23 protein-coding genes are annotated in these 26186 nt (G+C 63.9%); 11 read left to right on the top strand and 12 right to left on the bottom strand.

Going from position 1 to position 26186, the window contains the following annotated elements; translation table 11 throughout:
- The first annotated feature begins 125 nt into the window (after nucleotides 1–125).
- Entirely contained in the window at nucleotides 126–2120 is a 1995-nt protein-coding gene (locus IPM16_16605) for a PAS domain S-box protein (GenBank protein MBK9124723.1), read from the top strand.
- 114 nt (nucleotides 2121–2234) lie between these two features.
- Nucleotides 2235–2603, top strand: a complete 369-nt coding sequence (locus tag IPM16_16600) for a hypothetical protein (GenBank protein MBK9124722.1) — start codon at nucleotides 2235–2237, stop codon at nucleotides 2601–2603.
- Between the two features lie 147 nt (nucleotides 2604–2750).
- Here IPM16_16600 and IPM16_16595 read toward each other — a convergent pair whose 3' ends face one another.
- From IPM16_16595 to IPM16_16585, 3 genes are all read right to left on the bottom strand, one after another.
- On the bottom strand, nucleotides 2751–4937 hold the full coding sequence (locus IPM16_16595; protein MBK9124721.1) for an SH3 domain-containing protein: 2187 nt from the start codon (nucleotides 4935–4937) through the stop codon (nucleotides 2751–2753).
- A gap of 193 nt (nucleotides 4938–5130) precedes the next feature.
- Complete coding sequence (locus tag IPM16_16590) at nucleotides 5131–5607, bottom strand: Hsp20/alpha crystallin family protein (GenBank protein MBK9124720.1); 477 nt, start codon at nucleotides 5605–5607, stop codon at nucleotides 5131–5133.
- Nucleotides 5608–5808: 201 nt separating this feature from the next.
- Complete coding sequence (locus tag IPM16_16585) at nucleotides 5809–6354, bottom strand: AAA family ATPase (GenBank protein ID MBK9124719.1); 546 nt, start codon at nucleotides 6352–6354, stop codon at nucleotides 5809–5811.
- Nucleotides 6355–6565: 211 nt separating this feature from the next.
- Here IPM16_16585 and IPM16_16580 point away from each other — a divergent pair, with 211 nt between their 5' ends.
- Nucleotides 6566–9532 (top strand): thioredoxin domain-containing protein, encoded by a 2967-nt coding sequence (locus IPM16_16580; protein ID MBK9124718.1) that lies wholly within the window; start codon nucleotides 6566–6568, stop codon nucleotides 9530–9532.
- Here IPM16_16580 and IPM16_16575 read toward each other — a convergent pair.
- From IPM16_16575 to IPM16_16555, 5 genes are read right to left on the bottom strand one after another with little or no spacing between them, the layout of a single operon-like run.
- Nucleotides 9529–10509, bottom strand: coding sequence for a M20/M25/M40 family metallo-hydrolase (locus IPM16_16575; protein ID MBK9124717.1), 981 nt, complete (start codon nucleotides 10507–10509; stop codon nucleotides 9529–9531). The two genes, IPM16_16580 and IPM16_16575, sit on opposite strands and share 4 nt — an antisense overlap.
- Nucleotides 10506–11366 (bottom strand): formyltetrahydrofolate deformylase, encoded by an 861-nt coding sequence (gene purU, locus IPM16_16570; GenBank protein ID MBK9124716.1) that lies wholly within the window; start codon nucleotides 11364–11366, stop codon nucleotides 10506–10508. The genes IPM16_16575 and purU overlap by 4 nt, the downstream gene beginning before the upstream one ends.
- Nucleotides 11363–11782: a hypothetical protein gene (locus IPM16_16565; GenBank protein ID MBK9124715.1), complete on the bottom strand. Its 420-nt coding sequence runs from the start codon at nucleotides 11780–11782 to the stop codon at nucleotides 11363–11365. The genes purU and IPM16_16565 overlap by 4 nt, the downstream gene beginning before the upstream one ends.
- 22 nt (nucleotides 11783–11804) lie before the next feature.
- On the bottom strand, nucleotides 11805–12236 hold the full coding sequence (locus IPM16_16560; protein MBK9124714.1) for a hypothetical protein: 432 nt from the start codon (nucleotides 12234–12236) through the stop codon (nucleotides 11805–11807).
- Nucleotides 12237–12262: 26 nt separating this feature from the next.
- Complete coding sequence (locus IPM16_16555; GenBank protein MBK9124713.1) at nucleotides 12263–13720, bottom strand: hypothetical protein; 1458 nt, start codon at nucleotides 13718–13720, stop codon at nucleotides 12263–12265.
- Nucleotides 13721–14145: 425 nt separating this feature from the next.
- Between IPM16_16555 and rpmH the strand changes: the two genes are divergently transcribed.
- Genes rpmH through IPM16_16515 form a run of 8 tightly spaced genes read left to right on the top strand, consistent with a single transcriptional unit; the run spans nucleotide 14146 to nucleotide 19695 of the window.
- Nucleotides 14146–14325 carry a 50S ribosomal protein L34 gene (gene rpmH / locus IPM16_16550; protein ID MBK9124712.1) on the top strand — a complete coding sequence of 60 codons (180 nt, stop codon included), beginning with the start codon at nucleotides 14146–14148 and terminating at the stop codon, nucleotides 14323–14325.
- A 14-nt stretch (nucleotides 14326–14339) separates the two neighbouring features.
- Complete coding sequence (rnpA, locus tag IPM16_16545; protein ID MBK9124711.1) at nucleotides 14340–14705, top strand: ribonuclease P protein component; 366 nt, start codon at nucleotides 14340–14342, stop codon at nucleotides 14703–14705.
- A gap of 3 nt (nucleotides 14706–14708) precedes the next feature.
- Nucleotides 14709–14942 (top strand): membrane protein insertion efficiency factor YidD, encoded by a 234-nt coding sequence (gene yidD / locus IPM16_16540; GenBank protein MBK9124710.1) that lies wholly within the window; start codon nucleotides 14709–14711, stop codon nucleotides 14940–14942.
- Entirely contained in the window at nucleotides 14939–16093 is a 1155-nt protein-coding gene (locus IPM16_16535) for a PQQ-binding-like beta-propeller repeat protein (GenBank protein MBK9124709.1), read from the top strand. Before yidD ends, IPM16_16535 begins: the two co-directional genes overlap by 4 nt.
- 21 nt (nucleotides 16094–16114) lie before the next feature.
- Entirely contained in the window at nucleotides 16115–17083 is a 969-nt protein-coding gene (locus IPM16_16530; GenBank protein ID MBK9124708.1) for a YidC/Oxa1 family membrane protein insertase, read from the top strand.
- Nucleotides 17084–17088: 5 nt separating this feature from the next.
- Nucleotides 17089–18186, top strand: coding sequence for a Jag N-terminal domain-containing protein (locus IPM16_16525; protein ID MBK9124707.1), 1098 nt, complete (start codon nucleotides 17089–17091; stop codon nucleotides 18184–18186).
- Nucleotides 18183–19034 (top strand): hypothetical protein, encoded by an 852-nt coding sequence (locus tag IPM16_16520; GenBank protein MBK9124706.1) that lies wholly within the window; start codon nucleotides 18183–18185, stop codon nucleotides 19032–19034. The genes IPM16_16525 and IPM16_16520 overlap by 4 nt, the downstream gene beginning before the upstream one ends.
- A gap of 19 nt (nucleotides 19035–19053) precedes the next feature.
- Nucleotides 19054–19695: a beta-phosphoglucomutase family hydrolase gene (locus IPM16_16515; GenBank protein MBK9124705.1), complete on the top strand. Its 642-nt coding sequence runs from the start codon at nucleotides 19054–19056 to the stop codon at nucleotides 19693–19695.
- A gap of 133 nt (nucleotides 19696–19828) precedes the next feature.
- Here IPM16_16515 and IPM16_16510 read toward each other — a convergent pair whose 3' ends face one another.
- The 4 genes from IPM16_16510 to IPM16_16495 are packed head-to-tail and all read right to left on the bottom strand — an operon-like array spanning nucleotide 19829 to nucleotide 26080.
- Nucleotides 19829–22813 carry a serine/threonine protein kinase gene (locus IPM16_16510; protein MBK9124704.1) on the bottom strand — a complete coding sequence of 995 codons (2985 nt, stop codon included), beginning with the start codon at nucleotides 22811–22813 and terminating at the stop codon, nucleotides 19829–19831.
- A 31-nt stretch (nucleotides 22814–22844) separates the two neighbouring features.
- Nucleotides 22845–23888, bottom strand: coding sequence for a GNAT family N-acetyltransferase (locus IPM16_16505; protein MBK9124703.1), 1044 nt, complete (start codon nucleotides 23886–23888; stop codon nucleotides 22845–22847).
- Nucleotides 23885–24802, bottom strand: a complete 918-nt coding sequence (gene rbsK, locus IPM16_16500) for a ribokinase (GenBank protein ID MBK9124702.1) — start codon at nucleotides 24800–24802, stop codon at nucleotides 23885–23887. The genes IPM16_16505 and rbsK overlap by 4 nt, the downstream gene beginning before the upstream one ends.
- A 30-nt stretch (nucleotides 24803–24832) precedes the next feature.
- Nucleotides 24833–26080, bottom strand: a complete 1248-nt coding sequence (locus IPM16_16495) for a Zn-dependent hydrolase (GenBank protein ID MBK9124701.1) — start codon at nucleotides 26078–26080, stop codon at nucleotides 24833–24835.
- Nucleotides 26081–26186 lie beyond the last annotated feature (106 nt).

Below are 26186 nucleotides of genomic sequence, written 5' to 3'. Positions count from 1 at the left end.
AGAGGGCGCGTTCGTTTGGTAAACCAGCATGGAAACATTGTCAAACCATTGACATGACCATCATTCTCACGGGTCAACCTTCGAGTATACTGAAAACAGTCATCGCATTTCGGTTCTGATTCATTATGACGACCCGCCTTCCGGATCATCTGGAACGCCAGCTTGCCGACGAAGCCGCGCGCCGCGGGGTCACCGTCGAGTCGCTCGTGGCCGACTGGCTTTCCAGAGATTCCGACACCGCTGTCAAGCCAGAGCAGCGCGACATCTACGCGCTTACCGACGCCAACCCCGACCTGATCGCGCGGTTCGATCGCTCGCTGCGTTATTCGTACGTCAACCCCGCTTCGGTCACGCTGCTGACTCGACCGATCGAGGAGATCATCGGCGCGACGTTCTACGAAATGCCGATCCCGCGCGATCTGGCCGATCAACTCACCGACGACCTGCGCCGTGCATTCGCGTCCGGCAAAGAGCAGTGGACACAGTGGGTCATCAGCGGACCACGCCGGCGCCTCTTCTTCGAAACGCAGATCATCCCGCTGTTTGGTGCGGATGGCGAGGTCGAGTCGGTCATGACGGTGAGCCGCGAAGTGACCGCGCGCATCATGGCCGAAGAGGCCCTGCGCGACAGCGAGCGCCGCTATCGCAGTATCGTGGAAGGCCAGCTCGATCTGGTGTGCTTGATCGAACCGGACAGCACGCTGGCCTACGTCAACAAAGCCTACTGCGCCTTCTATGGCCGGCCGCCCGAGGAGTTAATCGGCAAGAGCTTCTTTTCGCTTGTCCGGCCGGAAGACCTGCAGCGGGTCAAGGACCGTCTGGCCGAGCTGCAGCGCGACCCAACGCCGCGGACGATGGAATTCCTGACGCCGGACGAGTATGGCAATGGGCGCTGGATTCAGTGGGTCGACTACGGCATCACGGACGAAGACGGAACCTTGCAGCTCGTCCAGTCCATCGGGCGCGACATCACGCACATCAAGCGCGTCGAACAGGCGCTCATCGACGAGCGGCACCGCTACGAAGAGCTGTTCGAACTTACGCCGCAGCCGTTGTATATCTACGACGAGGACACGCTGGCGTTTCTCAAGGTCAACGACTCGATGGTGCGAAATTACGGGTACTCGCACGAGGAATTCGCCCAAATGAACCTGCTGGACATCCGGTCGCCGAATGAGGCCAACCGGCTTGTCGCGCTGCTGCGCGGGGACGCCCGCGATCAAGAGGTGATGACCTCGTCGACATGGGTGCATCGCCGCAAAGACGGATCGACCTTCGAAGTCGAGGTGAGCGCGCGGCGGATACGCTTCGACGGGCGCCCGGCACGCTTGGTGGTTGCCGCTGATATGACCGAGCGGCGCGCGCTGGAAGCCGAACGTATGAATGTCGAGTCGCTCGAGATCGAACTGACCAAAGAGCGCGAGATCACCCTGCTCAAGGAACGTTTCACGCAGATGGTCACGCACGAGTTCCGTACGCCGCTGTCGGTCATCGTCTCGACAATTGACATCCTCAAGAGCTACATCGACCGGCTCAGTAAAGACGATATCGGCCGCAAGCTGGACATCGTGACCAACGAAGCGCGGCGCATGTCGAAGCTGCTCGACGACGTTCTGAGCATCAGCCGTGCATCCGCAGGGCGCGTGTCCGTGATGCCAGAGTCGTTCGACGCTCTCGACGTGCTGCGCGGCGTCGTGGAAAACCTGAGCATGGCCGACCACGGGCGCCACACCTTTGTCATCAACCCGGTGTGCAGCGCGGCTCCGCTGACAACCGACCGTCGTCTATTCGAACAGGTGCTCATTAACCTGCTCACCAACGCGGTGAAGTATTCTCCCAGCGGTACGACCGTCTCGGCCGAAATCTGTGCCGACGCCGATCACATTACGCTGCGGATCAGCGATCAGGGTATCGGTATCCCCGAGGACGAGCAGCATCGCATCTTCGACGCATTCCACCGTGCCGACAACGCATCCGGCATCGAAGGCACCGGACTCGGGTTGGCGATCGTCAAGCAAAGCGTGACTCAGTTGGGTGGGGATATCGACTTTATCAGCGCGGTCGGCTCCGGCACGACGTTTACGGTCAATCTGCCGGTCGAACCCGTGGCGCGCGCATAGCGGCCGCCGTCGCTCGAACAGCATGGAGCGCACGTCCCGTATGAGCAAAACACGAGCCGGCGCGCTATGCTAGTAACCTACCCAACGAGATCAGCAGCGGAGGCAAGGCCGGCTATGGCGTCCGTCATCTTCGAGATCAAACACTATCAAGTATCGTGGCGGCAGTTGGAACGACGCGACATCGGCGGCGCGCAGGTGCTGATCCGTGGTCTGGTGCGCTGCACCGGTGCCGAGCCGCAGACGAAAGTCGAGTACACGCTCGACGTGCTGTTCCTCGCGCCTGAGAGCCCGTTCCCGCCGCCGTCGTTCAACCCCGGCGAACGTAAAGGCGCGATGTATCTGCCGATCGCGGACCTCGGCGCGTTTGTCGAAATCCTGCGCAACGAAAAGCCGATCTTCGGCCATCTCTACGACGACCGGCCTGACTGGGTGAGCGTGACGACCAACAAAGAACCGGTCGGCAGCGGCGAAGTGGGCGAATAGCGGCACACACAAAACGAAATTCAAGGGGTTTACACCCCTTGACCCCATCTCTGCGAAATGACCGCGCTCGCGCGGTCATTTCGCGGCAGGGAGTCCAGAGGGCGAAAGTCAGGGGCGCAGCACGCTGCGCCCCTGACTATTCTGGCATTACCGCAGATGCCGGAACGTGCGCCACGGCGACCAGTCGCTCTTGGCGCCGCCCGACCCGACCGACCGCACACGCCAGCGCCCGACCTGCGCGCCGATGAAGTCGAACGTGTATGACGTCGCGCCCGTCGATACCAGCGGGTAGTCGGAGCAGTTGGTGCCGGTGCTGCTGCACCATTGGCGCTGCAGTTCGTAGCCACCGCTGGCCGCGGCGACCGCCGACCATGACAGCGTCGTCGTACGCGGGAAGATGTCGAACGTGTGTCCGTCCGCTGGCGACACCTGATTCGGCGCGACCAACAGCGGGACGACGATCAACGGCGTCGTGATCGGCAGTGGGACGAAGATCAGCGGTGTCGGCGACGGTCCGCCGACCGGCGTTACCGATGGCGCGGGTGTCGCGGTTGGCGGTGGCTGCGTAGTGTACGTCAGTACGCGCTCGGTGCCGACGATCTCCGCCGCCCAGCCCGTCGTGCCGTCGAGGAGCTGAAGTTGCCACCACAAGTAGTTGTCGATCGGCGTAGGCCCGCCGATGACGCGCACGTAGGTGTCGCGCGGCATTTCGCGCACGAGCGCGCCGCCCAAACCCGGCACGCTGCGCAGGCGTAGGGCGCCAGTCGTTACCAGCGCGTTGTCGCCAACACGAAGCTGCGTCGGTACGCTCGGGTCGGCGCCCGGCGTGGCGGTTGGCGCAAGCGTCGGCGGCGCTTCTTCAGCGCCGATCGGCACAAGCGTCTGCTCGCCATCGGCAAAGTCGACCGCCCAGCCTGTCGTGCCGTCGTCGAGGCGGATGTTCCACCAGTTGAAGCCGCCGGAGCTGGTCGGCCCGCCGATCAGGTCGACGGTCGAACCCGGGGGAATACTGCGCACGACGACGAAGTTCGTGCCGGGGCCGGAGCGGACGCGCAGCGCGTCGCCTTCGGTCGTGCGGACGATGGCGCGCTCTCCGACACGCAGCGTCAGGCCGCCGGGTTCGGTCGGACCCGGGCCGCTGGCATCGGCGATCGGATCGGCCAATACCGGCCAGTTAGCATACGGCGGTTCGAGGAACATGAACGAACTGCTCCCGAGCGACCCGACCCACGCGATGCGCGGGTAGGTGTTTGGCACGCCGCTCCACACGCGCGACCCGTCCGAGTCACCGGCGCGCAGATTGATGCTGTATAGTCCGGGGACGCCCCCGTCAGGCTTGGCGTAGATAAAGCCGTCCGGCACGCCCGCCATCTCGTACGCGTTTACGCCGGGCGGCAGGGCGCCGGCGATCGCGCCGTCACGGTTGAGCAGGTAAACGCGCTCGCTGGTGCCGTCATACGCCACAAATGCGACCAACTGCGCGTTGAACACGAACTTCGGCCCGTAGATCGTCCAGTCGGACCGCTGGAAGACCGGCCATCGTTCGCCGCGCGCGGCGTCGTAAACCTGGATGGTGTTGAACTGGCCGAACATGAAGCGGTCCGGCATCATCGGGAAGCGGTCGTCCGGCAGCGCCATAACGGCCTCGCCAGTCGGCGCGAACACGTCGCTGGCCGACCCGTAACCGATGTGCGGCGTGACGGACGCGGTCACGGTGTCCCACAAGTAGCTGCCCGCAGGCTCGCTGGCTTCAGTGCCGCCGCGGATCAGCGCGATCGCCAGTTCGGTGGGCGAGCGGAAGTAGGTGACCGTCGGCGTGATGCCGTAGGTCGCCGGGATGCCTGCGAAGGCCGGGTCGCCGCTCGAGAGCGTGCCGGCGATGCTGAAGCTGTCGAGATCGATCACAACCAGTTCCCAGCCCGACGGGTCGACGCTGTAACCCAGCGCCACGCGCCGTGAGTCCGGGCTGAAGGCGAAACGCGGGTTGAAGTCGATGCTGTTATACGCCACCGACGACACCGGATACTGTGCGATCACGGTGCGGGTGTTGTAGTCGTAGATCATCAACTGCTGATTGGTCGAATCCGGCTGAGCGAGCACATAGGCGATCAACCGGCCATTGGGCGACACGCCGACGTTGGACAGCGGGCGAATCGTGTACGGCGGGGCGATCGGCAGTTCGAACGTGTCGCGCTCGCCGGACAGGTCGACCAGCGTCATCTCGCCGGTATCGGGGGTGTACAACCACGCGGTGAATTCCGCGGGGATGGCGTGCACGGGGCTGACCGCAAGTGCCAGCACGCCGAGAACGAAAAGGAGGTGCCAGCGGCGCATGACTGCGATCCTTTCTGCCAAACGGAACGAAAGTGTTTCTTTCATTGTCGCGCAGTTTGCGAATCGCGCAAGCAGGCACGCTGGCGCTGCACCCGAGAGTCAGGCGAAAAAGCACGCCCCCTGTCGGATCAACCGGCAGGGGGCGTGGAACGGAGGGGGAGCCTCTCTAGAATGTCTTGGTGTGCGTGCTGCTTTAGTTGTTGCTGTGCAGCATCTTGACCGGGATCGTGCGCGGGAGCACGTGGTCGGCCTTCGGCAGGGTGAGGGTCAGGACGCCGTTGTCGAACTCGGCTGCGACCTTCTCGCTGTTGACCGGCTGCGGCAGGCGGATGCTGCGGCTGAACTTGCCCCAGCTGCGCTCCTGCAGCAGGACCTTGCCGCCGTTGCCTTCCTCGGTCTTCTCGGTCGTCTTGGCCGGGATCTCGGCTTCGATCGTGAGCAGATCGTCGTGCAGGTTCACCTTGATGTCGTCGGCCTTGACGCCCGGCAGCGACGTGGTGACGACGTAGTTGTTGTTCTCCTCCACCACGTCCAGCGCCAGCGCGCCGGTCACGCCTTCGTAGGACTCCAGCGGGCGCATCGGGCGGATGGTCTCTTCCATCAGGCGGTTCATGAAGTTCGACATGGCGTTCATGTCACGGATGGGGTTCCAACGAGTGATGGTCGACATGATCGATTCTCCTTGTATTGCCTCTTATGTTCCATCGTTTCAGGTCAGCGGCCGGGTTTCTCCCGTTCTCCGCTTTTGACCTTATCGTAGAACCGCCATGTAAGAGGATCGTATAGCGTGTGTCAGAGGATCGTAAAATGCGTATCAGAGCTGTATATGAGGGGCGGCGGAGGGGCCGGTCTCAGCGCATAACCGCGGGCGTTACGGAGCGAGCGCTGCCTGCCGTTGTATGGCGTCGACCGCCGCATCGACACCCAACAGCGTGGTGTCCACGATCGACCAGCCGGTCTGTGCCAAGCGCCGCACATCAGCCCTCAGCGCCTGATACACGAGCCGAATACCCTCATCGATATAGTGACGAGCCGGACTTTCTCCCGAACGCTGGTAGTTGCGCTGGTGGGCTGTGTCCTGACTCGGGAAAAGCAGTACTTTGTGGACAGGCGTGCGTTCGAACAGTGTCTGATAGTCCGGCATGAAGTTCGAGTCGTAGAAGTCGTCGATCACGACGGCGAAGCCGGCCGCCTGATATGTAAGCGCCATGTGAGTCACACTCGATCGGGCGAGGCGGACCTGCTGCGTCAATTCGTCACCCCACTGCGCACCGGGCAGCATCAGTCCCGACACGACCATCATACGGATGTCATCGACTGGGACGTATAGGCTTTTAGAGAAGCGGAGTGCCAACGCCCGGCTGGTCGTGCTCTTGCCGACCGCAGGCGCGCCAGCAAGCACAAAAATGGGAGCCATGAACACCTATCCAGTTGTGGAAACGCTAGTGACGACGGCATTTGATTGTGGCGCGGTTCCGCTAAACATGCACAGAATTGGAACCTGCGGCGTCCGATGAACGTCATTTACACTGGGCAATGCGCGTTGTGTCCGCCCTCCGCTCACCACACGGGCGTGCAAAGCGTATTATCATGTTGGAAGAACTATCGACCTGAAACACGGAGGTTTGATGCTTTCCTACCGCGTAACCCGTTTATTGATCGTTGCCGTTCTAGTCGTCCTACTTGCCCCCGCGATTGCCGCTCAAGACGCGCCCGAAACGCCGATTTCAGTATCGGACGCGCTGGCCGCATACATGCCCGCGGACGCGCTGGCCTATGCCGCGCTGTCGGTCAGCGATGACGCACTCAGCGCGTACGATGCGCTCGTCGCTGAGGTTTTGACGGGGATTCCCGGTGTGCCTCAAGCGCCCTCGATTGTCGGGCTGTTCGACGAACTGCTGCGCTCCGAATTCGACACCGACCTCGAGTCGATGACATGGCTGGGCGACACGTTGGCGATTGGCGTCAGCCTGTCAAGCCGGCGCGAATACTTCACCTCAGAGGTTGTCATCGCTGCCGAGATCACCGATCCTGACGGAGCGAAGCTATTCCTTGACCTGCTCATCGGCGATTTTTCGAGCGAGTCCGAAGTGCGCGGCGATACCACGTACTATCGCGTTGACGACGAGGGCGGTGCGATGGTCTCGCCTGACGTGATGGTGATCACGAGCCGCTACGACCTGCTGCCCATTCAGGCTGGCCAGCCTACACTTAGCACCGAACCTGCGTACCAGTCGGCGCGCGGGCATCTTCCCGGCGCGTATCCGGCGGTCGCGTACCTTGACCTGCCGCGGCTCTATGCTATTGACTTCGCCGATCGAAGCAGCCGCCGCGAGATGATGAATCAGGCGCCGTTCATTGCGGCGATCGGACAAGTTTTCGGCCCGGCCATGATCGGTTTCACACGTGAGTCCGGCGTGCTGGTAATGGACGTCGCGATCGCCGGCGGCAACCTGACGCTCCCGCGCCTGCTCGACCTGCCGGTCGGGCCCAATCCTGTGACCGATCCTGCCGCGCTGGCGCTGGCCCCGTCCGAGGCGTTCGCTGTCGTTCATGGCGCCGACCTGCTGCACAACTACGATGCGCTGTGGGAAGCCTACGGACCGTGGGTCAAGGACGCGCTCGTGCAGCAGCAGTTCGGCCGCATGTTGTACGACTTTGGCACCGAGAGCGCGCTTCTGTATTCCATCCTCGGCCGGCTTGAGGCGGATCAGTTGGCCGACCTTGGCCTGAGCGCCTTGCTTGGCGTCACGATGGACGACCTGCGCAACTGGACCGCTGGCGACTACATCATGTTCCTGATGGTGAACCCGGAGTGGCCGGCGGACTCGCAGGCCATCGAACCTCCGATCGAAGGCGCGGGCGTCTTCACCGTGGGCGACCCGCAGCAAAGCCTCGACGCGCTTGAACGGCTTGCCCGCGCGCTGACCCTCCTGCGCGACAGCACCCGGTCGTGGGCGTATGCCGATGTTGAGGTGTTCCGCGCCGAGGCCGCGACCGAACTGGCGGTGACCATCCGGCCCGACGGCGATCCGGAAGAGTCGTTCAGGATTTCGCTGATCGTGAGCGGCGAGGTCGCGATCCTCGGAACGCAGCGCGCGGCACGCACCGCGCTAGCCGACCTCTTCACGCGTGACGTCGATCCGGACGCGTGGCTGACCGAGGCGCAGGCCATCGGGCTGATCGGCGGGCAGAACTTGTACCTGCAGCCGTCGCAGCTCGTCCCGTACATCACGGCATGGGCAGGCCGCGCCGACGACGAATCCGAAATGATTCGGACAGTCCTCGCCAAGCTCAACACCATGCTGATCAGCACGGTGACCCAGCCTGACGGTTCGGTCGTCGCACGGTTCGCGATCGATCTGGCGACGGCCGGCGAGATGGAGACGGTGATGTTCCGCCCGACACTCGCGCCCGCCGTGCGCGCAACCCGCGAGCCAGTCGATACACCGGCGCCCGTCCCCACAATCGCGCCGCCGCCGACCGTAGTCGCGACCGTCGACCTGCAGCCCACTCTGCCGCCGCCCATGACCCCGACTTACACCCCGACTGCGTTCCCGACGCCAACGCCTCTGGCGCTCAACGACCAGCCTGTTGTCACCGACGCGCTGGGGTACAACACCGTTTCGTTCCGCGGCCCAGACGGCGCGTTCACGCTCGGCAGCCCCGACGCCCCGGTCACGCTGGTCGTGTTTTCCGACTGGGCATGCCCGCACTGCCAGAACTTCGAACCGACCGTCCAGCAGTTCATTGCGCAGCACGTCGTGACGGGTCAGGCCAACCTCGAGCATCGCACATTCGCGACGGCAGGGGGTCAGGCGACCGTGGCCGTGGGCAAGGTCGCCGCGTGCGCCGAAGAATTGGTGCCGGGTTCGTTCTGGGAGGTCAGCCGGCAGTTATACGACCTCGCGATCAACCGCCCTGACAGCTATTCGGCCCTTTCGGTAACGGCGCTGGTCACCGATTTGTTGGACGTCGACCGCAGCGCAATCAACCAATGCATCGCGCGATCCGGGCAGGTTGAAGCCGACCGGAGCTATGCCAATGAGGTCGGTGCTAATGGAACGCCGTACCTGATCGTGCGTTACGCCGATGGCCGTACGGCGCAAGTCTCGGATCGCACGATTGAAGGGCTGACGGCGTTGGTTACCGGACCGATGATCATCGAAGTGGACGTGACCGAGGAGCCATCGCACGACCCGTCCGCGGTGGCCGATGCCTTGGCGACCGCCGCGGCGATTCCGCTGCCGACCAGCGCGCCGGTTGATCTGTCCGATTACCCCGGTATCGAGCTGCCCGGCTCGGTCGTGGGAACCCTGCGCGGCGGCGAGCCGATCACCTACGCGCTGACCGTGCCGGAAGGTGTGTCGTCCGTCGTGATCACGGCCGCCAGCGACGACTTCGACACGACGCTCGAATTGACGACGGTGGGCGGCATCTCGCTGGCCTACAATGACGACGACAACTTCGACGTCAACACCAATTCGCGCATCGACGCGAACCTGCCGCGTTCCAGCCGTCAGTTCTTGATCGTGGTAGCCTCGTTTGGGGACAGCGGCACCGGCGAATTTACACTGAACGTCAGCAGGCGCTAAACGCTGATCTCAGCTTTCGACTTCAACAGCGCCACCAGCAAATCCGTACACGCCTGCAAATCGCGGGCGTGTACCATTTCACTCTGGCTGTGGATGTACCGGGTCGGGATCGTCAATGCGCCGGATGGCACGCCGGAACCGGCCAACTGCACGCGCGCGGCGTCGGTCGTCCCGGCTTCGATCATGTCGATCTGATACGGAATCTTGGCCTTCTCAGCGGCTGAGACCATCCAGTCGATCACGGCGCGCGGCACGACCAAGCCGGGGTCGTAAACCTTGATGCCGGCCCCTTGCCCGAGCTTGACGACCGTCTTTTCGCCCTTCGGCATGTCGCCCGTGTCGGTCACGTCGACGGCGATCGCCACATCAGGCGCGATGCCATATGCCGCCGGACCCGCCCCGCGCAGGCCGACTTCTTCCTGCACTGAGAACACGAAGTACACCTGATTCGGCGTCTTCTTGTTCAGCTTGTGAATCGCCTCGATGACGATGGCGCACCCTGCCCGGTCGTCCATCGCCTTGCTCAAGCGGACATCGCCCTGTTCGGCGTAGGTATGCACGAACGCCGCAGGCTGGCCGATCGCGACCGGTACGCCGCCCGTGTCGATGTACAGCTCGTCGAGCTTGGGGTTGGAATTCTTGTACGGTTGGTGCGCGCCGATCACCCCGAGTGTGCCGTCCTCGAACTGCACGCGCTGACCGACGAGGTCGTGCACGGTCAGTCCGCCGATGGCCGCGAAGCGCAGCACGCCGCTCGACGGTTCCGCGAACGTGGCCATCACGCCGATCTCGTCCATGTGCACGACGACCATGACCTTCGGGCCACGATTGCCGACACGCACGATCAGGTTGCCTATTCCATCGACGCGGACCTCGTCGGCATACGCCGCGACTTCGGTTTCGATCAGCCGCCGCACGTGGTGCTCATAGCCCGACGGACCCCATGTTTCGCACAACCGCTTGAGAAGATCGCTCATTGGAATACCACCGTCTTGTTGTTATAGACCAGCACACGATTCTGCAGATGGTGCCACACCGCCTGCGCCAGTACGAGCTTTTCGATGTCCTGCCCCTTGCGCACAAGGTCGGACACCGAGTCCTTATGATTCACTGGGATAACGTCCTGTGCGATGATCGGCCCAGCGTCCAGCTCGGCGGTGACGTAATGGCTCGTCGCGCCGATCAGTTTGACGCCGCGCGCATACGCCGCGTGATACGGCTTGGCGCCGGCAAACGCGGGCAGAAAGCTGTGATGGATGTTGATGATCCGGTTTGGAAACGCGGCGATGAACTGCTCGGTCAAGATTTGCATGTAGCGCGCCAGCACCACGAACTCGACACCGTGCGCTTTAAGCAGGTCGATCTGCGCGCGCTCTTGCTTAGCCTTTGTGTCCGCCGTGACGGCGAAGTGATGGAATGGGATGCCGAACGAGTCGGCGACCGGCTTGAGCGTCTCGTGGTTGCTGACAATTAGAGGAATGCTGACTCGCCACTCGCCGGCCTGCCAGCGGCCGAGGATGTCGTACAGGCAGTGTGACTGCTTGCTGACGAACAGGGCCATGCGCGGCGTCTCGTCGCTGAAGCGCAGTGTCCAGTTCATCTTGAAGCGGTTGCCGACCGTCAGGCCAAAGGCGGTCGGGATGTCGCTGCGCTCCATGCCGAAACCGGCCAAGTCCCACTCGACACGCATGAAGAACACAGCCGCTTCCTGATCGACGTGCTGGTCGAGGTGCAGGATGTTGCCGTTGTGTTGGAAGATGAACTGGGTTACGGCGGCGACCAACCCGCGCTGATCGGGGCAGGAGATTAGCAGCGTAGCCGAACCGGCGCTCATCGCTGCTCCTTGAGCAGGCGGGCGTATGCTCCCGTCCACACGCTGGAGTCGCGGGTGAACTTTGTGATGTTGATGTCGCTGAACTTGGGCATCAGGCGGATCAGCATGGGCGCGAGCTGTGGCCAGTCTTCGGCTGCAGCCACGCGGGCGAGGTCTTGGGCCGCGTTGGATACCCACATCCAATTGCTGCGAAACTCCTCGGACTTCATCCAGTAGCCACGCTTTTCCCACGCCCGCGCCGACTCGTCAATGCCTTCGTCGATTTCGCGCAGGCAGAACACCATCTGTGCGACCATGTCCTTGGCGTCGTCGTTGATAGCAGGCTGCAGCACAAGTTGGCGCAGTAGTTCGGCAACCGTGCGCATCAAAGCACTGCGACGCTTGCCCGGGTTGTCGGTGTTGACCACACGTCCCATCGCGTGTCGTTCCCTCTGGAGTTTAGGTGATGAACGGTCTGATTCCGTAATAGACGCGCGCGCCGCTCAACAAGCGCAAGATCTGCTGTCCGTCGTAGCCGGTGAGATCGGCCAGTTCACGCGGGGTGATCGGCCGGTTGTCGTTCATCAACAGAACGCGTAGAACGCAGTCGATGACCGAAATCTCGCGGTTGATGAAAGCGGGGTCTTCGGCGGCAACCTTGAGCGCGAAATGCAGCGGGTCAACGCGGCTTACGCGGCCCGTGTGCGGGTCGATATAGTCGATCTGCCGGTCGGCCGGTTCGGCGGCCACCATATCGTGAAATTCGGCCGGCACATGGCGCAGCAGCACCACGCGCAGGTCTTCGCCGGATGTCGGCCACCAGTCGTAGTCGATATGGTAAGGGGTGTCCAGCGTGGGCTTTGCCAGCGCGCTGGGCTTAGGCGGGGTCATAGATGACTCATTTCCAATGCGATTGCTTAGGTGTCGCTCAACTTCCAATACTGGTCGGCGACGTTCTCAAAGTCCGGGTTGGCCTCCAGCGTTGCCAGCACGACGCCCGGCGGGCAGCGCCGCAAGACGTTTACCGCGCTGTAGATCGTTTTGGCATGGGCAGCGCCCTGCGGGCTGAGCCGCGCGAGGGCCGGGATCACCAGCTTGAGCACGGCGCTCAGGTTCCTCTTCTGCTGCGTGAGCGACTTCGCCAGCGCTTCGATCGGGGCGAGCTCATCAATGCCGAGGATCATCTGTTCGTCGAACTTCGCGCCGATCTGGCGCGTCTGCAAGTCGAACTGCAACCGATCGTCCTTGGCGCTCATCAGTGGGACGTACTCGACACGGGGCCGGAAGGTCGGCACGTCAACGATGATGTGCCCCGGCGTTTTGTCACGGCGTACGGTGAACTGTGCGCCCAGCGGCAGATGATGCTTGCGGTAAATCTCGGCCGCGCCGTACACGTACTGCTCGTCGTTGACGACCCATCCGCTGTAGGCTTCGCCGTCGCGGGCGTCGACCAGCGTGATGTTGATGCGCGGCGCGCGCCGCGCGGTCGGGAAGATCGCGCGGGTGTGGCTGTTAAGCGGAATCGTGCCGAGGCGGCGGTGCGAGTAGATCAAACGCACGGTCGCTTCGGTAATGTCCTTGACCGTGTCGAAGGGCGACAGTTCGTCATCGACCTCGGCTTCGAGCGCCAGCATGTCCGCCGTCAGCAGGTCGCGGTCATAGTCGATACGGGTGTAGCGCAGCAGTGCAGGCTTCTCGCGAACTTCCGCCGGTTCCTGCCGCTTGAGGTACCACAGCACTTCGCCCGCAGGGCCGACTTCGTCAAATCGCTCGTCCTCGTTCATGGCGTAATTCAGCGAGAACTCCTGCAATTCCTGCGGAGAGTCGCCCAAGCCGCCGATCTGTTCGAGGATCTCCACCGGTGTCAGCGGGCCGCCTTCCGCGATGTCGAGCACCGCTTCGGCCAAATTCAGGTGCCCGACCGTCACATCCTGCATCAAGTCGCGGACGAACCACTTGCCAGCCAACCGCACCAAGGTCGGGTTGGATTGGAGCGCCTCGTTAACGGCCTCCAGAATGGTGTCGCCGCTGGCCTCCATGATGTCGTCGAGGCTCATCGTCTCGGCGCCGGGGAGTGCGGTCAGCAGGTCCGATACGATCGGCTCGACCACACCCTCCGCGATTCCGGCAGCAAAGGTCGCTTTGTCGCCGTCGATATCGACGGTGACGCGTTTGAACTTGCCGTAGCTGCGCCCGCAGAACCCTGCCGGATCCAACCCGTTCTCAACCGCAGTGACGACGCCGGTAGCGAGCAGCTCGCCCTGAAACGCGATCGTCTGGCCCTTCTTGTAGGATTGCGTCGGATCGTAGGCAAGCAGGTCGGCGTAACGGTCGGCAAGAGCCTGTGCGTCACGTTCCAGACGAAGTTCGATCACGCGGCGGGCTAGGACATCGGCCGGGAGTGGGGTTTCGCCTTCAAGCAAATCAGCGATCAGGGCGTCGATGTCAGAGGGGGTGAGGGAAAATTGCGTAGACCAGTGCGGCTTTGACGGCAAAACCGGGACTCTCCAAAAGACTAAGCCGATGAGACGCTGCGAGTGCGGGCGGGGGTTGGCAATTGAAATCGGCGTTCAACGATGTAAAATACTGCTCGTTGCGCCTTCCCCGTGTGGAATTATACTGGACACCGAGTCGGTCCACAAGGGACGGCAAAGTGGGCTGCGCGTCAGCCAAGCCCACCCCTCGCCCAACCCAGTCAGGCACAGCGTGTGCCAGCCACTGAAGATGAAGCGGGAATGTTTTTCGTGAGCGCATACGTGGGCTTGACCCGCGTAGTGTTTGGCCAGTCAAGGACGAAACAATGTCGACCAAGCGTACCTACCAACCGAAGATTCGTCGTCGTCAGCGCGTGCATGGCTTCCGTTCGCGGATGTCGTCACGCGGCGGCCGTGACGTGTTGAAGCGGCGTCGCGCCCGGGGCCGTCACAGCCTCGCCGTTACGCCGGTGCACGTCAAGAAGATCAACTGGAACGCCCATTAACCGCCGGGGGCGGAATGGGCCTGCCGCGCCCGCTCCGGCTGACGCATACGCACGACTTCGCCCGTGTCCGGGCGCAAGGACGTACGGAGCGCGGCCGGCTGCTGCTGATTAACACCGCGCCGAATGGGCTGCAATCCAACCGGTACGGAATTGTGACGAGCAAGCGGTTGGGCGGGGCAGTCGTGCGGAACCGGGTTCGCCGGCTCCTGCGCGAGGCCATCCGCGCCGAAGATGCGGCACTGCAGCGGGGGTGGGATGTCGTGGTTGTCGCGCATCCTGCCGCCGTCGGGCAGCCGCTTTCCGAACTGCACGGGGCGTACCGCACACTGATCGTACAGGCCGGCCTGCTGCATGACGAAGATGATTCGCGTGGTCTCTAACCCATGAAATTTCTGGCACTCGCAGCAATTCGTTTCTACAAACGACGGATTTCGCCGATGCTGCCGCCGTCATGCCGGTTTTATCCGACATGCTCGGAATACATGTACGAGGCCATTCAAGTGCACGGGCTGTTCCGCGGCGGCTGGATGGGCCTGAAGCGCATCGGCCGCTGTAATCCGTTCAATCCCGGCGGCTTTGACCCCGTCCCCCCAAAGAAAGAGCACGCCAAAACATGATCGGAACCCTTCGCAGGCGCGTTTCCCTTCCCGTGCTGCTGGCGCTTACCGTGCTGGTGGCGGCTGGCTGCGTCAGTACGCGCCTCGGCGTGAGTTGGCCGTCGATCTCGATTATTGACGATCAGCATATTCTGCTTGCCTACAACAACTATCTCGTGCTGATCGAGCCGGCGACCGGCGAAGAAGTCAAGCTGCGCGACTCGGACGGCAACGTGCGTATCGACCCGCAGACGGGCGAGGCGCGCACGTGGGACGTGGCTGAGTCCAGCGGCCAGCAGGCGTTCTACAGCACGCCGCTACGCCTCAGCGAAGACACCCTGCTCGCTGCCGAATACAACGGCCGGTTCATTGAGATTGACTACGCCGCCGCACGCATCAACAACCCCGCCGGGCGTCCGGTCAGCGGACAGGTGGTCGCCGATGTCGCCGTGGACGACGACCGGCTGTATGTCGGCTACAACAGCCAGAACCTCGAAGCGTTCGACCTTGAGAGCCTGAACGTGCTTTGGGCCTTCGAGACGACCAGCGGTATTTGGTCCAAGCCGCTGCTGCACGAAGGCGTGCTGTACGTCACCTCGATGGATCACAACCTGTATGCGATCGACAGCGCCGATGGCTCGGAGCTGTGGCGCGTCGACTTGCAAGGCGCGGCGGCCGCTTCGCCGGTGATCGCCAACGGCCGTCTGTACGTCGGCACGTTCGCGCGTACAGTCGTCGAGGTCAACCTTGACGGCGAGATTACCGCGACGTTCACCGCCAACAACTGGGTGTGGGGCACGCCGGTGATCGAAGGCGGAACGGCCTACGTGACCGACCTGACCGGATACGTGTACGCCCTGAGCGTCCCCGGGCTTGAGCAGATTTGGTCGGTGCAGGCTGCCGAAAGCGGCATCCGCCCCTCGGCGCTGCTGGCCGGCGACTTCGTTGTAACCGCCTCACGGACGGGGCGCGTCACGTGGCTGGACAAGAACGACGGCAGCATCGCCATCACGCGCGAACTGCAGACCGAAGTGCTGAGCGAGATGTTGTACATCCCGGCCGGCCCTAACGTCAGCCAAGACATCATTGTCGTTGCCACGGTGCAGGCCGACCGGCCGCTGGTCGCTTTTGGCGCGCGTGACGGTCAACTCCTGTGGGAATATCGGCGCTAGGCCGCCGGAGGGAAACGCCGTATGGATTTTCTGCTCAATCCCTTCATCACCATCCTGACGCTGTTGTATTCGGTGTTCGGCAACAACATCGTGCTGGCGATCGTCGCGCTGACCGTCATCATCCGGCTGGCGACCTCGCCGCTGCTTCTGCAGCAGCAGAAATCGACCGAGGGCATGCAGCTTCTGCAGCCGCAGCTCAAGAAACTGCAGGAGAAGTACAAGGGCGACCGCGAGCGTACTGCGGCCGCACAGATGGAGCTGTACAAGGAGTACAAGATCAACCCGCTCAGCGGGTGCTTGCCGCTTCTGATCCAGCTTCCGATCCTGTTTGCGCTGTACGGTGCGATCAACTACGGCCTCGGCGCGACGCCGTTTCAGGTGGTCGACCTATCTGGTCGGCTGCTGATCCCGGGCCTCGACAGCCTCGTGCCGCTGGACAAACTGTGGCTCGGCCTTGATCTCACGCAGCCGCCGACGGTCGCGGGGTTCTCACCTGCCGCCGTCATCCTTCCGCTGCTGGTGCTGGCAACGACATGGCTGCAGAGCAAGCTGACGCTGCCTCCGATGAACCCGGACGATAAGAACAATCCGACGGCCTCGATGACGCGGTCGATGACCACCATCATGCCGCTCATGTTCGGCTTCTTCGCGCTGACCTTCTCGGTCGGTCTGTCGATCTATTTCATCGTCAGCAACGTGGTCGGCATCGTGCAGTACACCATGCTCGGCAAAGCGCATTGGAATCAAGTGATCGGCCGCGGCCCGTCCGGCCCCGGCCCCAAGCGCGAACAGACGGCCGAGGAGCGAGCAGAGGCCGAAGCAATTCTGTCCCGTGTGATCGCCAAGGTTGAATCTTCGCCGCGCAACCCCGCCCTTGCGGCGCGCGCTGCTAGCGGCGGAAGCCGGGGCGCATCGCAAACCGTTTTGAAGACCAAGCCGGGGCCCGCCACGCCGTCGTCGCGTGTTCGGCCCACGAGGAAAAAGAAGTAGAGCTTATGTCTGAACGTCGATCGATCGAAATCTCAGCCGACACCGTCGATGAGGCCATCCAGCGCGGACTGGCCGAATTGGGTGTCAACCCGTGGGACGTCATGGTCGAGGTCGTCGAAGAGCCGACACTCGGCCTGTTCGGTTCACCGCCGCGGCAGGCGAAGGTGCGCCTTCAGCTTCTGCGCGTCGGGCCGACCTCTCCGCCGCCGAGCTTCCCGCGTTTGGCGCAGCCCGATGCCGAAGCAGCGCGCCGCCAGCAGTCCGGCAACCGCCAGCAGGGCGGGGGCCGCGGCGGTCAGGAGCGCTCCGGCTATGGCGGCGGCCAGCAGCGCCGCGAAGGCCAGCGCGGCGATCGTCCGCAGAATCGCGGCGACCGGGGTGACCGGGGCGGCCGCGGCGGGCGGGGCAGGGGCGACCGGGATCGCCGGCCCGTATCACGCCTGCTAGACAGCGAAATGGTGCGCAAGCAATCCAGCGCCTTCGACGACGACAGCCTGTACGACGACCTCGAAGCCGAGGGCGAATCGCTGTTCGCCGGCTATACACCCGTCGAAGAGGCCGACTACGATGCCGATGTGGCGGCTGCCCGCGAAATGCTGGTCGACGTGCTCAAGGCGATGGACATCGGCGGCAGCGTGCAGGTCAGTCGTGTCGACGCCTCGCAAGGTGGCGGGCCGTGGATCCTGAACGTGCAGGGGCAAGGTCGCCAGATCAACGCACTGATCGGCCGCCGCGGCGATACGCTGGCCGCGCTGCAGTACATCTTGCGCTTGATGGTCAGCCACCGCCTGCAGCATCGCGTGAACCTGATAGTGGACGTCGACGGCTATAAGGCTCGCCGCGCAGAACGCCTGCGCAGCCTTGCGGCACGGATGGCCGAGCAGGCCATCAACGAGGCGCGCACGGTCGTTCTCGAACCGATGCCGGCCCACGAGCGCCGCCTGATCCACATCGCGCTGCGCAGTCACCCGCAGGTCGAAACCAAGTCGATCGGCGAGGGCGACAACCGCAAGGTGACGATCGTGCCGGTCGCGGGCGCCGTCAACGAAGCCGAGGACATCCCTGACGACGAAGCCGATGCCGACGAGGACAGCTTCGAGTGATTGTCAACCCGGCGGGCGCGGAGCCGATCGATTATCTGCTGATCGGGCACATGACCGCCGATCTGACCCCACAGGGGCGCACGGTCGGCGGGACGGTCTCGTATGCGATTCGCACCGCGCACGCCTTCGGACTGCGGGTCGGGCTGGTCACCAGCGCGCTGCCCGCCGAGCCCCTGCTTAACGACCTGTCTCCGTTCGGGCAAATCGTCGTCGTACCCGGGCCTAACACCACCACATACGAGAACCTGTACAGCGACCAAGGACGCGTGCAGTACATTCGTGGGGTCGCCGCCGATATTGCGCCGGCCGATATCCCCGAGGTATGGCGCTCCGCCCCGCTGATTCATTTTGCACCGATTGCGGGCGAGGCCGACGACCCCGCGATGCTCGAGCTGTTCCCCGACTCGACCATCATGGCGACGCTGCAAGGCTGGCTGCGCCGCTGGGACGACGACGGGCGCGTGCATTTTCGCCGCTGGAACCGCGCCGAGACGCTGCGCCGCCTAAACATCCTCGTCTTCAGCGAAGAGGATATCGTCGAGGCACCGGAACTCATCGACGAGCTTGCCCCGCAGACCCACAGCCTATTCTTTACGCAGGCGGAACGCGGTGGCATCCACTACGAGTACGGCGTGCCCTCGCGTTATGAAACGCCGATCCGCAAGGTCGTCAACCCGACCGGGGCTGGCGATGTGTTCGCCAGTTCGCTGCTGTGCGCGCTGTATATCACCGGCAGCATCCGCACCGCGACCGAAGTTGCTGCAGAACTGGCCGCCGAGAGCGTTACCCGCTTCGCAATCGAAGGTACACCGACCCCCGATGAAGTCCGCGCTGCACTCGCCGAATAGCCGGGAATCGCAACCCGCCATGACGGTGCATGCTCTGATCTTCGACCTCGACGGCGTGATCGCCGATACAGTGCGTGCTCATGACGTAGGCTGGCGCCTTGTGGCGCAGCATCTCGGCGTGGAACTCAGCCCAAGCATGCTGGAGAGCTTTCGCGGCAAGCGGCGCGGGGACATCCTGCGCGCCATGTTGGGGCGTGTCCTGACCGACAGCGAGATCGAATCGGCGATGGTCGTCAAGGAAGAGCACTACGACGCGTTCGTGGCCGCAATGACCGACGATCACATCCTGCCCGGCGTCATCCCGCTGCTGGACGAAGCCCGTACCCGCGGGCTGGGGCTGGGCGTCGCGTCGTCGTCGCTCAGCGCGCGGACCGTACTCGACAAGCTTGGCCTGAGCGAGCGCTTCGACGTCATCGCCGACGGCACCACCGTCGCGCGCGCCAAACCCTACCCTGACGTGTTCCTGTGGACCGCCGGCGCGCTGCGCGCCAAGCCGATGCACTGCGTCGTATTCGAGGACGCCGAGGCTGGCGTGCGTGCCGCGCATGACGCGGGCATGCGCGTCGTCGGCATCGGCGATCCGGCGCTGGTGGGGCAGGCGGACACCATCGTGCCGAACCTTACCCATATCACGCTGGACGACCTGCTGCACGCGGTCTGAACCGCGCGCAGAGGCTTCGCCTCCGCACCTCCACCAAAGGGCTTGCGCCCTCTGGACTCCCGTATCTGCGGTTTGATGCCGCTTGCAGCATCAAACCACGAGTTGCGGAGTGCAAACTGCTTCCACTGTCCGGTTAAGTGTCAGATTCGCGTGCGCGGCGGATTTCCGAGTCGTCGCCTGCGCCGCTTGGCGGCTTGAGCTGATCTGTCGCGTCATCGTCCAACGGCATTGTCGGGCTAAAGGCGTCTGCCCGTGCGTCACGGACGGTGTTGGCGTCCAACACGCCGCTGGCACTCAACTCCTCGCGCGCGTCCTTTACTGCCTCGATGATCGTCGCGGTGTCGGGAAGCGCGGCCCTTGGCTTGTTGAGGAATTCGGTCAACCCGCCCGGCTCACTGCTTGCGCGTACCGGCCGTCGCGACTGCACGAACACGCGCACTTCACGGGCGATCAACTGTGCGTGCGCGCCCAGCGCCATCAAGATCGCGAACGGGATCGCTGCGGTGAAGATGTGCGAGTTGTCGAACGTGAAATCGGCAAACGCGCGCGGATACACGAGCGCGTCAATTGCAATCGGGAACGGGCCGTTGGATTGCAGGGCAGGCTGCACGCTCGGCAGCAGCACGACGAACGCCAGCACCGACGCGATGCTGAACGCAAACCGCCCCGGCCCGCTGAACAGATAGCCGGCCAGCATACCGGGGACCAACCCGACCAGCACGAAGCCGAGCATCCCAACCCAATCGAGCGGCGGATTGCTCAGGCCGAGGTCGTAGATCAGCGGCGCGATGACCGCCCATGCCAACCCGAGCGCGAGGCCCAACGCGGCAGAGATCGGCGGGGTAAACTTGAAAGGCGTTTGAATGCCGAAGCGCCCGGTCTGAACGCGCAGGATCAGCCCGCAGAACAGACCGATCAGCAGGCCGACAAGGGCGACCGGCCCGACCGAAAACGGCGGGCTGTCGGGGCACAGGCCGTAGGGTGTGCAGTAGTTGCTCCACGAGATGTAGACCGGGAGGTAAATCGAGACGGCGGTGAGTGCGACGGCGATCCATGCGCGCAGGCGCAGCAGGCCGTTGAAGACCAGCCCCAGCGCCACGCCGAACCCGCCGAACAGCATCAAATCCCACTGCAAGTCGACCGTCCGGCCTAGATACAGGTAGTGATCGGATGCCCACAGAAGCATCCCCATGAGGGTGCCAGCAATGAACGCGGCGCCGGCCCGCATAGGCCATTTCCAGAACCCCCTCAACCGCGCCGAAAACTCGTCGGCGACGACCACGACTAGCCCGAATACGACGCCATACGACAACCCATACGCGATGGTGTTCGCATATCGCCACGGATCGAGCACGGCAAATGGCAGATCGAATGTCGTCCACAGCAAGAAGCCGCGGCCGAGTGCCCCGCCCAGCATAGCGAACAGGAAGCGCCACGTCAGCGAGAGCGGATTGGCCGTCAGGCGGCGCATCGTGTTGGCGATCCATGCGTAGCTGCGCCCCAGCGGACTGACCACGTCCGGCAGGCTGGGCACTTCATCGCGGACGATCGCCAGCGCCCGCAGCGCCCCGCGCCGGCCCGTGCGCTGCTGATCGGCCAGATACTTGACCGCCGCGCGGCTGTGCATGTTGGCGACCGTGCGCGCGGCCGCTTCGCTGATCTTGGGCTGGGAGCGGTCGAGCGCCATCTCCGCGATCAGCAGATCGACCTCGGGGCCGAACGTCGTCGGAAGCCACTCGTCCGGTTCGACCTCGAGCTGCTCGACGCGGGCGACGGTCATCATCACGCGCGTCATGGTCTGCGTAAGTTCCGGCATGATTGGCACGGGCCGGACGTGCTCGCGGGCGCGCTTGCCCAGCAGGCGCAGCGCGGCAAGCTTGGCTGCGTCGTCGATTTCGGCCTGCAAGGCTTGGGCGATCAAACGCGGGATGCGCGGCGGCTCGTCGTCGGGCAGGTCTTCGAGGCGTTCCATGGCGCGCACGCGGGCTGGTGCGTTGGCGCTGCGCACGGCGTGCAAGCACACCCAGCGCCGGTTGGCGTCGTCCAGCGCATCCCACCAGCGGTCGACGTTGATCCCGTATTCGAGCGCGCCGCGCAGCAGCATCTGCCGGCCGAGGTCGTCCAGTTCGAGGCCGTGCTGTTCGGCCGCCGCGTAGGCCGTCTCCATCACCATGAAGTCGGTGACGCTCAGCACGAAGCGGCCCTGACCGCCGTCCCACGCCGTCCGAGCGCGTTGATACAGCCCCGCCGGTTCCTGCAATTCGGGTGGCACGTTGGGGATCGGCTCGCCGCCGTCCGCCAGCCGAAGCGGGCCAGTCAAGTTAAGCGCCGCGCGCAGTTCCTCGACCAGATCGGTCGTCGTGCCGTGCCGGCCGTCGAGGTCGAGCGATGCGCTTTTGCGCAGCACGGTGCTCACCGTAGGCGTCAGGTGCGGGATTTCCGGCAGTTCGGACTGCAGCTGGAGCTGTTTCATCACCATCGGCGAGGCGCCGTCGTAGGGTAGCCGGCCGTTGAGGATGTGGAATGCCATGATGGCGAAGCTGTAGATGTCGGCGCGCTTGTCGAGCGTGTCGGACGTGAGCTGTTCGGGCGCCATGTAGAGCAGCGTGCCGCTGCCCGGGTTCTGGGCACGGCCGGACACGTCGAGCGCCGTCGCTAGGCCGAAGTCGCCGAGATAGGGCGACAAGTGCGTATCGAGGAGGATGTTCTGCGGTTTGAGGTCGAGGTGGATAACGTTGCGCGCGTGGGCGTAGTCGAGCGCCTGCGCGACCGCCGCCAGCACGCGCACTGCTTCCTCAACCGGCAGCTTGCCGCGCTCCATCCACGCCGCCAGCGACCCGCCCGATACGTAGCGCATGACGATGAACAGGCTGTTCTGATATTCGCCAAAGTCGTACACCGGCAGGATGTGCGGGTGTTCCAGCGCGGCGATGGTCTGTGCCTCGCGTTTGAACATGCCGAGCGGGTCGCTGTCCGGTGATAAGCCGTGCAGGATCGTCTTGACCGCGACCATGCGGTTGAGCTTGCTGTCGCGGGCGGACCACACGTCGGCCATGCCGCCGCGCCCGATATGTTCAACAACCTGATAACTCTTGTTGATGACGTCGCCGATGTCCACGCGGAATCCCCCGGTCCAGCACGCAGGCGAACTACCCTCGTAGTGTACCGCAGATGTACTTGCTGACGTCCATGGGCTGCGGGCCGCGCGTCGCTATAACGAGGTTCACGATCGGGACGTGCCACGGCTTGAAGTTGAAAAGGTCTATCAGCGGCGAGCGCGGATCGAGCGGATACCCAAACGCACTTGCGCGGTCGCGGAACTCCCAGCGGATATGCTGCCACAGCAGGCGCGCGGCATCGGGGTTGTCGTACCATAGATATGCTGCTTCGCACAGCCGGATGCGCCCGTCCGAAGGTAGCACGCGCAGGAACACGTTCATCACGCGCAGCGGCGGCGGCACGTTGGAGACGTCCTCGACCATGAGCAGCCCGCGCAGCGACAGCATGATTCCGGCGACGACCGCCCCGCCGCCGTCGGTCACAATGCGATAGTGCGCGACCGGTGCGCCCGAATCGCGAATCTCGGCCAGCCTACGGGGGGTCAGCGGCGTGTAAAGCTGATAGTCGGCGTAGAAACGGTTGGCCTTCTCGATGATTTCCTCGTCGTGCGTCGGTTCCGGTGCGATGACGCGCAGTCCCGCCGTGGTGGGCTGACGGTGGATCGGGGGCCGCGGGCGGAGCATCTGCTGGTCGTGCAGTTCCGCGCCCCACGTTTTCATCGTATTTTGCGACGCCACGTTGTCTTTCGACGTGCCGGTGAGGATGACGCCGTACGGGCCGATGCGCTCCTCTGCAGTGCGAACCCGCCACGCCGCGAGTGCCTTAGCGATGCCCTGCCGCCGAAAGTCATGATGCACCTTGAGGTTGCCGAGAAAGGCGGACGGAACGACCTGACCGTTGTACAGCACGTCCTCGAAGCTGACGCTGGCGACCCCGACAACACGCCCGTCGTCTGGGGCAACGGCGACCACTCCGGTCATATCCGGTTTGAGCGTACGCCATGCCACAACCGGGTTGACGAGAAAGCGCGTCGTCATGCGCATCCCTTGCCCGGGCGGATCGTCCTCCATCAAGTGCCGCACGGCCTCGCCGTCGTCGTCGGTCATGGGCCGCAGGGTCACTTGATCGGTCATCCGGTTGATCCCTTCAATAGCGTGTCGACCTCGGCACGGGTCGGCATACTGGCCGCGGTGCCGCGCTTGGTGACGCACAGCGCCGCTGTCGCCCCGGCGAAGCGGACGGCCTCCGGCATGTCTAGCCCGTCGGACAGCGCCACGGCCAATCCGCCGTTGAAGGCGTCGCCCGCGCCGGTCGTATCGACGACGCTGACCGGGAACACCGGCACGACGCCGTGGCCGCCCGGGCCGTAGTATGCTGCGCCCTGACCGCCTAACGTTACCACGATATGCTGATTGTCGTGCGCCTTCACCAACTGTGCGGCCTGTTCGACATCGTCGATCGCTAGGCCGGACAGCACTTCAAGCTCGCTCTCATTGGGCGTGAGCACGTCGGCGCTGAGCAGCATGTCGTGGGTGAGTGGTTGGGCGGGCGCCGGGTTGAGGATCGTCCGCACGCCTGCCGCTTTTGCAATCTTGAGGGCGTGGGCCGCCGTCTCGATCGGAATCTCCAGCCCGGTGAGCAAGATGTCGGCCGTGCGGATCGCATCGGCGGCGGCGTCCACGTCGGCCGGACTGAGGGCGAGGTTGGCCCCCAGCGCGACGACGATCATGTTTTCACCGTCCTTGTCGACGAAGATCGGGGCGACGCCGGTTGCGTGGTCCGGATCGCGGATGATGTGGCGTGTGTCGACACCGTCCTGCGCCCAAATCGCCAGCGCGGCCTGTCCGAATGCGTCGGTGCCGATGCGCCCGACAAACGTGACATGTGCGCCTAAACGTGCCGCAGCAATCGCCTGATTCGAGCCTTTGCCGCCCGGGCCGGTCGTGAATACGTCCCCCAACACGGTCTCGCCGGGGCGGGGCATACGGTCGACGGTGGTCGTCAAATCCATGTTGAAACTACCAACGACGACAACTTTGCTGGCCATCGCGCCCTCCTATGATTCGCTGTATGCGGGTCAAACCCGCTGTGCCAAACGGATCGTGCTGTGCAGCAGCACGTTTGCGCCTAGCACGACGTCGTCCCACTCGGTGAACTCGCGCGGGTTGTGGCTGATACCGTCGACCGACGGGATGAAGATCAGGCCCGTGGGCGTGAATCCGCTGAGCATCTGTGCGTCGTGGCCGGCGTAGCTCACGACACGCGCGGTATCGGTCACGCCGATGTCGCCGCACGCGGCTTCGATGTCTGCGATCACAGCGGCGTCCATTTTGGCGGCGGGCATGTTGACCAACCGCCGTGACGTCATGCGCAAGCCGTACCGTTCGGCACAAGACGCGGCCAGCACCAGCATCTGGTCTTCCATCACGAGTAGGGCGCTCTGGTCGGGATTGCGCACCTCGACCGTCAGCACGGCCTTTTCGGGGATAGTGTTGAACGCCCCCGGCTCGGTGACGATGTTGCCGGCGTTGAACAGGCCGTCAGGGATCGATTCGCGCACCCAACGATGCGCCTCGATGATGAACTGCGCGGCGCCTTGCAGGGCATCGCGCCGCTGCTCTGGCGCGGTCGTGCCGCTGTGGCCCGCTTCGCCGTGAAACGTGATGCTGTAGGTTGTACGGCCGACGATGCCCTCGACAACTCCGATGCGCTTGCCGGCCGCCCAGAGCCGGCCGCCCTGCTCGATGTGCAGTTCGAGGTAGCCGGCAACGTCCGAACGCTGGCGCGCGGCCCGGTGCATATCGTTGAGGAAAATTCCTGCGCGGAAGAGCGCCGCGCGAAAGGCGCTTTGGTCGTCGCCGTCGCGCATGGTGAAATCGGGCAGGCGGCCGGTCAGCCCGCGGCTTCCCAGCATCGAATGCCAACTGCCTTCCTGATCGGTGAAGTTAATAACTTCGAGGTTGACCGGCAGGCGAATGCCGGACTCGTGAATGGTGCGCAGGCATTCGAGCGCGGCGAGAATACCGACCGAGCCGTCATAACGCCCGGCGTTGAGCGCGGTATCGAGGTGCGCGCCCAACAGTACCGTGCGATCGGCGGCGGTGCCGTTCATCACCAGCACGCCGCTGATGTTGCCGACATCGTCGTCGCGCACGGCGAGTCCCGCATCATCGAGGCGATTGGCGAACCATGCCCGAGCTTCGAGGTCTTCGTTGGAGAGGGCCAGCCGGCTGACACCACCCGCAACGGTTGCGCCGATTTCGGTCAGTGCGTCAAAGTCCGCGCGCAGCCGCTCGGCGTCAATTCGCAGGTCTGCGATGTCCATGTGGGGGCAAGTCTGATTCCGTAAGTGACAAGGCGCAATCACGCTTGCCGGAGTATTATATGCGTGAAGCACTGTTCTCGAAAGGCCCCCAACGATTGGGGATGCG

The sequence above is a fragment of the Candidatus Flexicrinis affinis genome, from assembly GCA_016716525.1.
Lineage (GTDB): Bacteria > Chloroflexota > Anaerolineae > Aggregatilineales > Phototrophicaceae > Flexicrinis > Flexicrinis affinis.
This window is presented reverse-complemented; position numbering and strand designations above follow the sequence as displayed.